13 protein-coding genes are annotated in these 14947 nt (G+C 35.8%); 3 read left to right on the top strand and 10 right to left on the bottom strand.

Features of this window, described 5'->3' with window-relative positions:
* Positions 1-64: 64 nt before the first annotated feature.
* The 5 genes from ctaF to ctaB form a co-directional block, all read right to left on the bottom strand.
* Complete coding sequence (gene ctaF / locus ACUN28_RS09475; protein ID WP_000985703.1) at positions 65-397, bottom strand: cytochrome c oxidase subunit IVB; 333 nt, start codon at positions 395-397, stop codon at positions 65-67.
* A gap of 3 nt (positions 398-400) precedes the next feature.
* On the bottom strand, positions 401-1024 hold the full coding sequence (gene ctaE, locus ACUN28_RS09470) for a cytochrome c oxidase subunit III (protein ID WP_000557861.1): 624 nt from the start codon (positions 1022-1024) through the stop codon (positions 401-403).
* Positions 1024-2859: a cytochrome c oxidase subunit I gene (gene ctaD / locus ACUN28_RS09465; RefSeq protein ID WP_170959983.1), complete on the bottom strand. Its 1836-nt coding sequence runs from the start codon at positions 2857-2859 to the stop codon at positions 1024-1026. Before ctaD ends, ctaE begins: the two co-directional genes overlap by 1 nt.
* Positions 2860-2919: 60 nt before the next feature.
* Complete coding sequence (gene coxB / locus ACUN28_RS09460) at positions 2920-3969, bottom strand: cytochrome c oxidase subunit II (protein ID WP_000745268.1); 1050 nt, start codon at positions 3967-3969, stop codon at positions 2920-2922.
* Between the two features lie 93 nt (positions 3970-4062).
* Positions 4063-4986 carry a protoheme IX farnesyltransferase gene (gene ctaB, locus ACUN28_RS09455; protein WP_001015062.1) on the bottom strand — a complete coding sequence of 308 codons (924 nt, stop codon included), beginning with the start codon at positions 4984-4986 and terminating at the stop codon, positions 4063-4065.
* A 497-nt stretch (positions 4987-5483) separates the two neighbouring features.
* Here ctaB and ctaA point away from each other — a divergent pair, with 497 nt between their 5' ends.
* On the top strand, positions 5484-6419 hold the full coding sequence (gene ctaA / locus ACUN28_RS09450) for a heme A synthase (protein WP_016086532.1): 936 nt from the start codon (positions 5484-5486) through the stop codon (positions 6417-6419).
* Between the two features lie 85 nt (positions 6420-6504).
* Here ctaA and pyc read toward each other — a convergent pair whose 3' ends face one another.
* The 3 genes from pyc to ACUN28_RS09435 form a co-directional block, all read right to left on the bottom strand.
* Entirely contained in the window at positions 6505-9951 is a 3447-nt protein-coding gene (pyc, locus tag ACUN28_RS09445) for a pyruvate carboxylase (protein WP_016086531.1), read from the bottom strand.
* 323 nt (positions 9952-10274) lie between these two features.
* The gene (ftsW, locus tag ACUN28_RS09440) at positions 10275-11456 is read right to left on the bottom strand and encodes a putative lipid II flippase FtsW (RefSeq protein ID WP_016086530.1); all 1182 of its coding nucleotides are present in this window, start codon (positions 11454-11456) and stop codon (positions 10275-10277) included.
* A 125-nt stretch (positions 11457-11581) separates the two neighbouring features.
* Positions 11582-11869 (bottom strand): YlaN family protein, encoded by a 288-nt coding sequence (locus ACUN28_RS09435; RefSeq protein ID WP_000135695.1) that lies wholly within the window; start codon positions 11867-11869, stop codon positions 11582-11584.
* A gap of 150 nt (positions 11870-12019) precedes the next feature.
* Here ACUN28_RS09435 and ACUN28_RS09430 point away from each other — a divergent pair, with 150 nt between their 5' ends.
* Positions 12020-12517 (top strand): hypothetical protein, encoded by a 498-nt coding sequence (locus tag ACUN28_RS09430; protein WP_016086529.1) that lies wholly within the window; start codon positions 12020-12022, stop codon positions 12515-12517.
* 45 nt (positions 12518-12562) lie between these two features.
* On the opposite strand, the gene ACUN28_RS09425 is transcribed toward ACUN28_RS09430, so the two are convergent.
* Together ACUN28_RS09425 and ACUN28_RS09420 are read right to left on the bottom strand one after the other, a co-directional pair.
* A complete protein-coding gene (locus tag ACUN28_RS09425) occupies positions 12563-13891 on the bottom strand; it encodes a PhoH family protein (protein ID WP_000358079.1) in 1329 nt (442 codons plus the stop codon).
* A gap of 246 nt (positions 13892-14137) precedes the next feature.
* Entirely contained in the window at positions 14138-14593 is a 456-nt protein-coding gene (locus tag ACUN28_RS09420) for a pyridoxamine 5'-phosphate oxidase family protein (RefSeq protein ID WP_016086528.1), read from the bottom strand.
* 145 nt (positions 14594-14738) lie between these two features.
* On the opposite strand from ACUN28_RS09420, the gene ACUN28_RS09415 reads away from it, so the two are divergent.
* The gene (locus ACUN28_RS09415) at positions 14739-14939 is read left to right on the top strand and encodes a YlaI family protein (protein WP_001995040.1); all 201 of its coding nucleotides are present in this window, start codon (positions 14739-14741) and stop codon (positions 14937-14939) included.
* Positions 14940-14947: the final 8 nt, after the last annotated feature.

Below are 14947 nucleotides of genomic sequence, written 5' to 3'. Positions count from 1 at the left end.
GTTATCCTTTCACATAATATGAAGAGGGAGCTGTGACAACACAAGCTCCCTTATTTTTCACTTTTCAAATCCACACAATTGTCATAAAAGCTAAAATTGTAATTAACCCGATTAACAGACCAGAATAAAGAAAGAAACTAGCCGCTTCATGTCCTTTATGACTCATATGCATAAAATAATACAATTGAAAAATTACTTGTACCACTGCTAATAGTAAAATAAATGGTACTGAGAAAGTCGGACTAAAAGTTTTTGGATATGCTACTGCTACAAATGCAACTAATGTTAAAAAAATCATTAATGCAAACGTAATAACTTGATGCTTCATTTCCTCCGCACTTTTTCTCTTCCGATAAACAAGATCAACTTTAGGATTATTCGTTTGCTTTATCGCCATTGTTTATCCCACCATTCCCATTAAATATACTACAGTGAAAATAAACACCCAAACTACGTCAATAAAGTGCCAATAAATCGATGCAACATAAAACTTCGGTGCATTGTATAAATTTAGACCTCTCTTCGCATTTCTAAAGATTAATGTTAAAATCCAACATAACCCAAACAATACGTGGAGTCCATGTGTACCAACAAGAGCATAAAACGCGGAACCAAATGCACTACTTCTCATAGTATGCTTAAATTCATGCGTATAATGATAAAACTCATATATCTCAAATCCTAAAAACCCTAAACCTAGCAACACTGTTACCAGTAGCCAAAGTTGCATTTTTTTAAAGTTAAAGTTTTTCATATGATACATCGCATATACGCTCGTTAAGCTACTCGTTAATAAAAGCATCGTCATAATAAAAACGAGTGGCATTTGGAACATCTCTTGAGATGTTGGTCCACCATTTGTAGAATTCTTTAACGCTAAGTATGTGCCAAATAAGGAAGCGAACAATACTGTTTCGCCTCCAAGAAATAACCAAAAACCGACAAACTTATTTTTCCCCTCAAGGGTTGCTTTTTCAGGCTCTGCTGGAAATGTTTCATTCGTTAATTTTTCATCTACATGCATTATGCCTTGCCCCCCTTATCTTCTAAATCTTCCTTATGAATATGATATCCATGATCATCGATTACTGAACGTAGGAGCATTGTGCCAAATGTAATGATTAAACCAATAATTGCTACTAATAACCAAAACTTATCTTTTCCACCTTGCATATACATTGCACCGAATGCCGCTATAAACAATCCTAAAGAAATGATAAATGGTGAAAATGATGGATTTGGCATATGAATATCACCAACTGGTTCCGCCGCTGTCATCTCTTTATTCCCTTCACGTTTTTCAATCCAAAACGGATCTAGCCCGCGAACAAACGGTAATTGTTTAAAGTTATATTCAGGTGTAGGTGCTGGCATTGTCCATTCTAACGTTCGTGCATCCCATGGATCACGACCAGCCTTTTCTTTTGATACTGTTGTTTTAATTACATTAAATAGAAGAACAATCGTTCCAAGAGCCATAAACACCGCTCCAATAGAACTAATCATATTCCCCATTTCCAATCCTTGACCTTCAAGATATGTGTAGTAACGACGCGGCATACCAATCAACCCAAGGAAATGCTGAATGAAGAATGTTAAATGGAAACCGATAAAGAATAGCCAAAATGTTATCTTTCCTAACGTTTCATTCAATACTTTATTAAACATCAGTGGCCAATAATAATGAGCTCCTGCAAGTAAACCAAATACAACACCACCGACGATTACATAATGAAAGTGCGCTACTACGAAATAGTTATCATGAAATTGATAATCAGCTGGTGCAGATGCTAGCATAACACCTGTAACTCCCCCCATTACGAATGATGGAATGAAAGCTACTGCCCACATCATCGGTGTCGTAAAACGAATACTTCCGCCCCACATTGTAAAGAGCCAATTGAATATTTTAATACCGGTCGGAACCGCAATCGCCATTGTTGCAACTGAGAAAATAGCATTTGCAACTGGACCAAGCCCAACAGTAAACATATGATGCGCCCATACCATAAATCCTAAGAATCCAATTAATACTGTCGCAAACACCATCGACGAATAACCAAATAATCGTTTTTTCGAAAATGTTGCAAAGATTTCTGAGAATATTCCGAAAGCTGGGAGTATAAGAATGTATACTTCTGGATGACCGAAAATCCAGAATAAATGCTCCCATATAATTGTATTCCCGCCCAATGCTGGATTAAAGAAACTTGTTCCAAATAAACGATCTAACATTAAAAGTCCTAATCCTACAGTTAACGGCGGAAAAGCGAATAATATTAGCGAAGATGTTACAAATGTCGTCCATGTAAACATCGGCATACGCATATACGTCATCCCTGGCGCACGCATATTTATAATGGTGACAAGGAAGTTAATACCTCCAATTAATGTACCAATACCAGAGATTTGCAAGCCAAGTACATAAAAATCAACACCATGGCCTTTAGAAGCTAAAGCTAAAGATGCATAAGATGTCCATCCTGCATCAGGTGCTCCACCTAGAAACCAACTTAAATTTAAAAATACTCCACCAAAGAAAAATAACCAAAATCCGAGTGAATTCAAAAACGGGAACGCTACATCACGTGCACCAATTTGAAGTGGTACAGCGGCGTTCATAAATGCAAACACGAGTGGCATAGCTGCGAGGAAAATCATTGTTGTACCGTGCATCGTTAATACTTGATTATAAGCATCCCCAACAAGAAAAGCGTTGTTAGGAATCGCTAATTGAAGGCGAATAAATAGTGCTTCTATTCCGCCTATTATAAAAAACAATCCACCTGCAATTAAATAGAGAATGGCAATCTTTTTATGGTCTACTGTCGTTAAATAATCCCATATGACAGCACCCATCCCCTGTTTTTTTGCTACAGAACTCACGTTTTCAACCTCCCCTTCGCGAATAATCCCTCTTTACTTTTCAACTTTTAACGTTTGTAAGTATGCATTTAATGCATCAATTTGATCATCCGTTAAGTTGCCATATTTACCAGTCATTTTATTTCCTGGTTTCATATTTTCAGGATCTTTCAGCCATTTTTTTAAGTTTTCTTCATTATTTTCGGCAATACCGGCAACCATATCGCGATCAGCAAAGTTTGCTAAGTTCGGTGCGATACGAGCGGAAGGTGGTCTACTATCATTAGATCCAACTGCGTGACAACCAATACAGCTTTTATTAAATATTTCTTGGCCCTCTTGCGCCTTTGTTGAAGCTACTTCTTTCTTCCCATCAATCTTCTTCATATCAGCAAGCCACTTTTTGTACTCGCTTTCATCTAAAGCTTTCACTTTGAATTGCATTAAAGAATGTGATGGGCCGCAAAATTCTGTACAAAAACCATTATAAGTGCCCGATTTATCTGCCTTTAACCACATTTTGTTCACATTATCTGTATTTGTATCCATTTTCCCAGCTAAAGATGGAACCCAAAACGAGTGTTTAATATCGGCACCCTTCAAATTCAAATACACTTTCTTACCTGTGGGGATGACTAAATCTTGAGAAGTTACTATTTTTTCTGATTTATAAGAAAATTCCCACCAATAAAGATTCGCTGTTACATCAACAACGATAGTATCTTTATCAATATTCTTTTTCTCCATCGCACTTACATCAGCAAGTTTGAATGTATATGTAACCGTCGGAACAGCTAAGATTAGCAAAAGAATAATCGGAATAACTGTCCATATAATTTCTAGTTTGTGATTCCCTTCAACTTGCTCCGGAATATAATCTTCCTGACCTTTCTTTTGTCGGAAACGCACAATTACATATAAGAAAATAATAGTAACTACTAGTACTACTCCTACCATGATCGCACTTGCTAGTAAGAGCAGATCATATTGCATTTTTGCTACTTCTCCTTGCGGAATTAAAGTAGATTGAAAGGCTTTACCGCATCCCCCTAACAGTAAAGCCAGCAGTGAAACGAACGAAAGCAGTCGCCACTGTTTCTTCATACAAACAACCCCCACTTTCCTTGTGAATTAGATTGTACTTTATAGTTAAGTAAAGTAAATCTCAACGTAAAGAAATCCAATTATGTCGTTGTCTTAGAAGAATGTAACTACAATCATTGATACAAATAAGATTGTTAAATAATTTAGGGAATAAACAAACATTTGTACGGACCATTTGATGTCATCTTGCTTACGGAAGCCATAAAATCCTAAAACGATCCATCCGATGTTAAGCAATGTTGCGATTACCATAAATGTTATCCCTAGTCCACTCATATAAAATGGTAGTGGTAATAAACATACTGTCCAAATCATAATTTGGCGTTTCGTAATTTCAAATCCATGAACTACAGGAAGCATTGGAATTCCTGCATTTCGATATTCATCAACACGTTTCATCGCTAATGCGAGGAAATGTGGGATTTGCCAAATAAACATAATTAAAAATAACATCCAAGCAATTGGATGGCCTAAAGATGGATCAATTGCTGCCCATCCAATTAAAGGTGGAACTGCTCCAGATATACTACCTACAACAGTATTTAGTGTATACTTTCTCTTTGTCCATAAAGTATATAAGACAACATATGTGAAAGCACCAATAAATCCCATTAATACTGCCATCGGTGTTGTTAATAATAAGAATACAAATCCAAGAAGTAATATAACTAGTCCAAATGTAAGTGCAAATCCTGGTTTATACTTTCCAGTAACCGTTGGACGGGTTTTTGTTCTTTCCATTAACGGATCGATGTCTCGATCAATATAATTATTTAAACAACATACCCCTGCCATAATTAATCCAGAACCAACGATTGTAAAGAATAACTTATCCAGATTGTCCATCACACTTAATCCATTAAAGTGTAACGCCAACCAAAATCCTGTAAATACAGTAAGTGTATTTGAGTTTACAATCCCCATTTTAACGAGCGCTGATAAATCTTGTAGCCGAGTTGTTTCCGGTACACTTGTTACAGCTGACTCATCATGCAGCTCACTTGTTGCATGGTTCATCACTTTAACCCCCTCTTAAAACTTTCCTCTTTCTTTGTGCGCCTATTTTGAATGAAATAATTCGCTTCTATATAGCAATATTATTACAGTAGAGATACTGTTAACCCATTCTACTACTAATCTACGCCCATACTCCAATATATTAAATCATATTTCCCGAACATTTTGTGAAGAAAACATGAACTTTTTGTGTCGAATATAAAAAACCTAATTCTTACTTATCCTTATCATAACATGATGTTACCTTCTATAATAAACTTTTTTGTCACATTTAACACGTATTCTCCCCATTTCTTTTCAAAATAGCCTATTTTCCACCTAAAATTTCCCTTGTAAATCCTATTTCCAGACCCATTTTCTCTCCCCTGTCTTCCCCCGCCATTTCTTTGCTATTTTATTATTTTTTATATATCATAGGAACTAGCGCGTTTTATTCTATACATAATGGAATGAAAATATTTCGCAATAACTTCATAGCAGAAAGATGGTGAAAGAGATTGCAACGCTTTATTAAATGGTTAGCAGTCATTACGAGTCTTGATTTATTAATAGTTTTATTAGGAGGCGCTTTAGTTACAAAAACAGGTTCCGGCCAAGGTTGCGGTAAATCATGGCCACTTTGTAACGGTGAATTGGTTCCATCTAATTTATCAATGGAAACTATTATTGAACTAAGTCACCGCCTTACATCAGGATCAGCAGGAATTCTTGTCACTCTCCTTTGTATTTTGTCCTGGAAATATTATAAACATGTGCGTGAAACAAAAACGTTAGCAATTTTATCCTTCGTATTTTTAGTTGCACAAGCATTAATGGGAGCCGCAGCAGTTGTTTGGGGACAAATGCCAGCTGTACTTGCTATCCATTTTGGTATTTCCTTAATTTCATTTGCTTCTGTCATTTTATTAACGTGTCTTATTTTTGAAATTGACCAGAAATTTGATGCACGTTCACTCATTATGGACAAAAAAATGAAATTTCATATTTATGGTGTAACAATTTACTGTTATATCGTTGTCTATACAGGAGCTTTAGTACGTCACGAACGAGCTAGCTTAGTCTGTCCTGACTTTCCTTTATGTAGCAAAAATAGACCTATGCCAACTCAACTACATGAGTGGGTTCAAATGGGACATAGAGTTGCAGCAATGTTAATTTTCGCTTGGATACTATACGCGATGATTCTCGCTATTCGCCATTACAAGCAGCAGCCTGTCGTATACTGGGGATGGATCATTTCATTTATCCTTGTTACACTTCAAGCTATAGTAGGAATTTTAGTCGTATTTACAAATGCTAGTTTAGCAATGGCATTATTACATTCGCTATTCATTTCTTGCTTGTTTGCTGTACTATGCTATTTAGTTATGTTAGGTACAAGAAGTAAAGTCAATGCAAAAGAAGCTGAAACAACTTCTAAACAAACAAAATAAAGTTAAATTAAAATACCTTGCCGATTCGGCAAGGTATTTTTTGCAATAAAGAAAAAGAGCTGCATGTACACAGCTCTTTTCTATTTTAGTGATCTAATTCAATAAGTAAGTCACCCGTCTGAATTGCATCTCCATCGTTAACATATACTTTCTTCACTTTACCATTGAACGGCGCTTGAACTGTCGTTTCCATTTTCATCGCTTCTGTAATTGCCATAGAATCACCTTTTTTCACTTCATCGCCTTCTTTGACAACTACTTTAATAACCGTTCCTGGCATTGTTGCGCTAATGTGGTTTGGATTTTCACGGTTTCCTTTCACACGTTGTGCCACTGTTGCTTTCACACTTTCGTCTTTCACAACAATCTCACGTGGTTGACCGTTAAACTCCAAGTAAAGAACACGAGTTCCATCTGGCTGTGGCTCTCCGATTGATACTAGTTTAACCATCAATGTTTTACCTTGTTCGATTTCCACATTGATTTCTTCACCAAGTCTCATACCATAGAAGAATGTCGGTGTATCAAGCACAGATACACTTCCATAAAGCTCAGCAACTTTTTCGTAATCCATAAATACTTTTGGATATAATGCATATGCAACTACATCAAAAATCGTCACTTCGCGTCCAAGTTTATGGAATAGCTCTTCTTTTAACGCGTCGAAATCTACTGGTTCTAATAATTCACCTGGTCTTACTGTTAATGGCTCTTTCCCTTTTAAAATAATTTCTTGTAACTTTTTCGGGAAACCACCATACGGTTGTCCTAAATCTCCTGAGAACATTTCAACAACAGATCCTGGAAAGTCCATAGAATGCCCACGCTCTAAAACATCTTGTTCTGTTAAGTGATTTTGAACCATAAATAATGCCATATCACCGACAACTTTAGATGATGGCGTTACTTTAACAATATCGCCAAACATGTCATTCACACGACGGTACATTACTTTCACTTCATCGAAGCGATCTCCTAAGCCAACCGCTTTCGCTTGTTGTTGTAGATTACTATACTGTCCGCCTGGCATTTCGTGCATATATACCTCTGTATGAGGAGCATTCATACCACTTTCAAACGGTGCGTAGTATTTGCGTACATCTTCCCAATAATGAGATAATTTTTCTAATGAATCTATATTAACGTCTGGCTGTCTTTCATTTCCACCTAACGCATAATATAGCGTGTTCGCACTTGGTTGTGACGTTTGACCAGCCATAGAACTCACTGCTACATCTACGATATCAACACCTGCTTCAATTGCCTTCGTATACGTTAATATACCATTTCCACTCGTATCGTGCGTGTGCAGATGAATTGGAATCGACACTGTCTCTTTTAATGCAGAAACTAAATCATATGCTGCATTTGGTTTTAGTAAGCCCGCCATATCTTTAATACCTAAAATATGAGCTCCTGATGCTTCCAATTCTTTTGCTAAATTTTTATAGTAATTTAAATCATATTTACTACGTAACGGATCATGAATATCTCCTGTGTAGCACATTGTTGCTTCTGCAATTTTACCAGTATCTCGTACAGCATCAATCGCAACTCTCATACCTTCTACCCAGTTTAAGCTATCAAAAATACGGAACACATCAATTCCAGCTTGAGCAGAACATTCCACAAACTTTTGAATTAAATTATCCGGATAGTTTTTGTAGCCAACCGCGTTTGAAGAACGAAGTAACATTTGGAATAAAACATTTGGCATTTTTTCACGAAGATCTAGTAATCGTTCCCATGGATCTTCTTTTAAGAAACGATATGCAACATCAAACGTTGCACCGCCCCACATTTCCGCAGAGAATAGGTTCGGTAACATTCTCGCTGTCGGCTCTGCAATTTGATGTAAATCTTTTGTACGAATACGAGTTGCAAGTAATGACTGATGTGCATCACGGAATGTTGTATCCGTTAAAAGTACACGTTTTTGATCTTGTACCCATTTTACTAATCCGTCCGCTCCACGCTCATCCAAAATTTGTTTCGTTCCATTTTGGATCGGCTCTGAGTGTAATACATTCGGTATACGAGCATCTGGGAAAATTGGTTTCTCCTTTTTCCCTACTCCTGGGAAACCATTTACTGTTACTGTACCAATATAATTTAGCATTTTCGTTCCGCGGTCTTTACGTTTCGGGAACACGAATAGTTCAGGTGACGCATCAATAAATGACGTGTCATATTCTCCCGATAAGAAGTTTTTATGTTTTACTACATTCTCTAGGAATGGAATATTTGTTTTAATACCACGAATACGGAATTCTTTTAAGTTACGTTCCATTTTCGCAGCAGCTTGTTCAAAAGTAAGCGCCCATGTTGTAACTTTTACAAGTAAAGAATCGTAGTACGGTGTAATAACTGCACCTTGGAAGCTATTTCCTGTATCAAGACGAACACCAAAACCACCGCCTGATCGATATGCCATAATTTTTCCTGTATCCGGCATAAAATTATTTAACGGATCTTCAGTTGTTACACGAGATTGAATCGCAAATCCATGTACAACGACTTCCTCTTGCTTCGGAACACCTACCATTTTGCTATGTAATGCATGTCCATCAGCTATTAAAATTTGCGATTGAACGATGTCCACTCCTGTGATCATTTCTGTAATCGTATGTTCAACTTGAACACGCGGATTTACTTCAATGAAATAAAACTCATCACCTTTTACAAGGAATTCTACTGTTCCTGCGTTTAAATAATTTACATTTTTCGTTAACTTAACAGCAGCATCACAAATACGCTGACGCAAATCATCTGAAAGTGACACACTAGGTGCAATTTCTACGACTTTTTGGTGACGACGTTGTACAGAACAGTCACGCTCGTATAAATGAACAACATTTCCCTCTTCATCTGCTAAAATTTGAACTTCTATATGTTTAGGTTTTTCAACGAATTTTTCAACGTACACTTCATCATTACCAAAGGCTGCTTTCGCTTCTGACTTCGCTCGATTATACGATTCTCTTAATTCTTCACTAGCACGTACAATACGCATACCACGACCGCCACCACCAAGGGACGCTTTAATAATAATCGGGTAATCAAACTTTTCAGCAAATTCTTCGACTTCTTCTATTGAATTTACTGGCCCATCACTACCAGGAATAACTGGAATTTGTGCTAGCTGCGCTTGTGTTCTTGCTTTCACTTTATCTCCAAACATATCTAAATGCTTACTTTTTGGACCGATAAAGATAATCCCTTCTTCTTCACAACGTTTTGCGAATTGAATATTTTCTGACAAGAAACCATATCCAGGGTGAATTGCATCTACATGATTACTTTTTGCAATCTCAATAATGCCTTCAATATCTAGATAAGCATCAATTGGTTTTTTTCCTTCGCCAACTAAATAGGACTCATCGGCTTTATAACGATGATAAGAACCACTATCCTCTTTAGAATAGATTGCAACTGTTTTTAATCCAAGTTCCGAACAAGCTCGAAACACACGAATTGCAATCTCTCCACGGTTAGCTACCAATACTTTTTGAATACGTTGCAGCTTTGTCATGATTTTCCCCCTCTACTTTCCTACCACTCTAGAGATAAAATATATACACACCATAAAGAGCGTGAAGTTCTTCACTTTCCATATTATATTATACTTAGAAAGCTTCACTTTATTTTTATCCATCATACCTTATTTTTTAACAAATGATAAGTTTTCTGATCAATTTGTTTCACAAAAATAGTATAGCATACCTCTTCCTTTTCTAACAACTTAATTGTATATCACATTAAACTTAATGTGATATATCTTTTAACTAAAAGAGAAATTAATACATCATATTTAAAAATAAAAAACACATCATGCTCTAAAGCACAATGTGTTTTTTATTTTACAACTACAAGACGTGGTCCATCTTGCTCTCTTTCTTTCGTTATCTCATTTTGTTGTTTCTCTTGTCGTTTTACATGACTAGCAATATTTAATAATATACCCATCGCGATTAGATTAGCCAATAAGGAACTACCACCATAACTAATAAACGGTAAAGGTACTCCTGTAAGCGGTATTAATCCAGACATACCACCAACATTAACAAAAGTTTGTATTCCAATTAAACTTGCGATTCCGATCGCAATTAAACTTCCAAATGGATCTTTACATTTTTGTGCCACTCTAAACGAGCGAATGATAATAAGTAATAAACAGATTAAAATGATAGCTACACCTACAAAACCTAGTTCTTCAGATATAATTGCCATAATAAAATCCGTTTGTGGCTCTGGTAAGTAGCCATACTTTTGTATACTATTTCCTAATCCTCTACCATTTAACCCACCTGAAGCAATTCCAATAAACGAATTTATTAATTGAAATCCATCCTTTTGCGGATCACTAAATGGATCAAGAAAAACTGAAAATCGAGCTTTTTGGTAGTCACTTAATTTATAGGTTCCGATAAAATACAACGCCGGAATCCACACGACAGATGTTAATAAAAATCTTTTTATCCATAAGTTAACATTAACTCCTGAACAGAAGAACATAATTAACACTGTTCCACCTATTAATATGTCAGTCCCTAAGTCATTTTGTAATAAAATTAATACCATCGATCCACCGACAACAAATAGGGGAGGTATTATCCCTTGGAAAAAAGGGGTTTGCCTCTCTTGTTTCTTAGCAAAAAAACTTGCTAGCGTAATAATAACTGCTATTTTTACAAACTCAGCTGGTTGTATACCTAGTATCCACCCTTTTGCACCATTGATTACCTTACCGAAAAGGAAAGCTGCTGTTAGTAAGCCAATACTCCCTAACCCCATCGCTGTAAGAACTATTTTTTTCTTCCAAAATTTGTAAGGGATTATAACGACAATCACAAGCATTACCGTTCCAATAGCAAGAGCAACTAATTGTTTTTTAAAAAAGTAATCTGCTGGCCAGTTATATTTCGATGAAATCGCGACAATGGAACTAGAACTATATACCATTATAACTCCCAACACACATAAGATAACAAGAGGAAGTAATAATGAATAATCCATTGATTTCCATACTCTTTTCATTTCATTTCCTCTCTCTGTTCCAATTTAATTATTGTTGTATTCCATATGTACATTGATTCTTCCTGCTTTATTATACAAATAAAAAGCCCAAACTTTTTCAGTTTGAGCCCCCTTATTTGAACCCGTTATTGTTGTTTGTTTGTAAATGCTTCATGAAGTGCAGATAACTCACGTTCAAGCTCTCCTAACATTGCCTTCCCTTGTTCTTCTGCAATAAGACCAAGGCGAACTGCAAAATCGACCTCGCGGGATAGTCCAAACATTTGCGTGTCTAACACTTCTTCATATAATGGACATTGCGGCATTGTAAGATGGTCCATTTGCACCTTAATAAGTCTTAAAATCTTCTCCGCATCCGCTTGTAGAAGGGCTAGTGCCTTTTCCTGATGATTTGATACTGTCTCAGACGCCAAATTGATTCCCTCCGTTTCCGTCCTACTCTCTCATATCTATTAATATTAGCGATAGTTTTAATAAATTGCAATAGAAACATTTTTTGTGACAACCGTGTCTAATACTATTATACTGAAAAGTGGGAGTATAACACAAATGGGGGAACAACAATGAGCGAAATTTTATTTATTAATGGAAAAGTTCGTTTTCCAATCACTATCGATCCAACCGTTTGGATCTTTGATGATCGAAAAGTAGATTTGACAACTTACTTTGATGAAACGAGAGAAAACACGTCTGAACTAGAAGCTTACTTAAAAAACACTTCAGAACATTGGGATCGTGAAATCCGTGATGGTGCTGCCTTCCCGCCAATACAACAAAGTGTAAAGAAATATAAAAAAGAACAACTGATTACCGGGACATTTGGTATACCATTTCATCCATTTCTTGCTAACGCCGAAATTTTAGAGGACGCTACGCAAGTCGAGATCGAAACAGTAGACGATACAATAACGCTTCCATTAGAAACTGTCAAAAATGCTATTCTTGGTTTTTCAAAAGAAGGAAAACCATTAAAAGAGGATGGACCTGTTCATCTATATTACAATGATGGATCTAATAGACAAAATCCAATCCGTAACATCCGTAAATTTACAATGATTTAAAATGTATACTTGGAAGAAAAAGGAGTGAGCCAAGGCTCACTCCTTTTATAATAAATCTGCTGCTAGTTGAGCTAAATTAGATCGCTCCCCTTTAACAAACTTTACATGACCACTAATACGTTGCTCTTTAAACTTCTCTACAACATATGTTAAACCGTTATTATATTCATCCAAATACGGATGATCAATTTGCTGAGGATCTCCCATCAATACGATTTTACTTTTTTCTCCTACCCTCGTTAATATCGTTTTCACTTCATGCTTCGTTAAATTTTGCGCTTCGTCAATTATAATGAACTGATCTGGAATACTTCTCCCACGTATATAGGTAAGAGCTTCTACTTCAATCGAACCCATTCCAGCTAAAATAGCATCTAACTCTCCTGGCTTTTTCGTATTAAATAAATACTCTAGATTATCAAAAATCGGTTGCATCCACGGTCTTAACTTTTCTTCTTTTTCTCCTGGTAAATAACCGATATCTTTTCCGACTGGAACAATTGGCCTTGCAACGAGTAGTTTTTTATATAGCCCTAAATCTTCCGTTTGCATGAGCCCCGAAGCTAACGCTAGTAATGTTTTTCCTGTACCAGCTTTCCCCGTTAATGTTACAAGCGGAATATCTTCACGAAGCAACAATTCTAATCCCATAATTTGCTGCACATTTCGTGGGCGTATCCCCCATACTTGTTCATTGTGAAAAATAAGTTTCTTTACCTTCTTACCTAAGTGATCCACAATGCCAAGTGCTGAACTTGATCCCCCTAATGCATCTTTCATTACTACAAACTGATTTGGATAAAAAGGATGATTTGCAATTTCGGATAAAGGCAATTCGCCTTTTTCATAAAAATAATCCAATTGCTCTTTTGATATATACCCTTCTAAAAATCCTGAATATATATTGTCTACTTCAATTACACGATCACTTAAATAATCTTCCGCCTTCAAACCAATTGCATCAGCTTTTACCCTTACGAGCACGTCTTTACTTACTAAAATAACAGATTTCCCGTCCTCTTTTTCTTGTTCTTCTAAAGATAGATTTTTTGCTACTGCTAAAATTCGATTATCATTTGTTTTTTCTACAAAAATATCTTGTAATTGAACAAATGAACGATGATTTAACTCAATACGAAATGTACCGCCGTTTTCTAGCGGAATACTTTCATGCAGCTTTCCTATTTCACGAAATTTGTCTATTAACTTAGAGACATAACGAGCGTTTCGTCCTACTTCATCCATATAACGTTTTTTCGAATCAACCTCTTCTAATACAACTGCTGGAATCACTACTTCATTGGTTTCAAATGAAAAAATAGATAAAGGATCCTGCAAAAGTACATTCGTATCTAACACATAAATTTTATCCAACCTGTTACCCCCTGACTCCACTTTTAAATTTGTAGAACAAGGGTTTCATCCATAAAATATGGACGAACCATTGTTATAATTATATGTACCGTATAAACGAGGTAGAATCGAAATTTATAGCCATTAAACCTTTTATTTATTTTTTATTCATTTCTATTCAATATATTACTTTTAATTATAATTATTAACATAAAATCACAATAACTGATTACAAAAGTTCATAACTGACTCTCTTATTTATCACATTTATAATTCTTTCATTCCTACTAACACTTGGTTATCAAGCTTTTTTGCTGCCCGAAGATCATATGTTTTTTCATATGTTGGTTCAGTTGCAAGTTTTGCACCATAAAACATAACATCACGTACTTCTTGTACCTTTACTTCTATTACAGTTAATTTTAGAGAAATGCCTTCCATTCTATCAGTCAAAATTTCACCTGCACCACTTATGGAAAATACGGATTCATTCGCCATTATAGTCAATACTACCCCAGTACTATGCCGTATATTTTCCACAATACGTGAACGTTGATCTACTGCAAATCGAATACTAGTTTTACTTACTGCATACACCCAAGAAATAGCACTTACGTTAGGAACTTGTTTTTCGAAATCTGTTGTTGCTACCATAACAATACATTCTTTACGTAACGTTTGTACTAAATCATCTGTTAATGTAGGCTCTACTACATTCGCCATATTTCCACCTCCAAATATACTTAATATATCCTTATCATAACTTATTTTTCGAATTGCGAAAATATTATTTTTTCCCGCTATTATTCAAAAACATTACACTTCCATGATATACTTATACTGATAGAATTCGTATTGAGGTGACGAAATGAGAGTCAAATGCATGATTTGTGATAAAAAAGATATGTTAGATGATGAAAATCCTATGGCAAAAAAACTGCGTAATCGCCCTATTCATACATATATGTGCATGGAATGTTCGGAACGAATTGCAGAACGTACGATGGAACGTCATGCAAGTGGTAATTTTCGATTATATCGTGATAAAAAAGTCGAAGACGATTGGTAAAATGTAAA

The sequence above is a fragment of the Bacillus sp. WC2507 genome, from assembly GCF_052656125.1.
The sequence above is the reverse complement of the archived record's forward strand: the minus strand, read 5'-3'. Positions and strand labels throughout refer to the sequence as shown.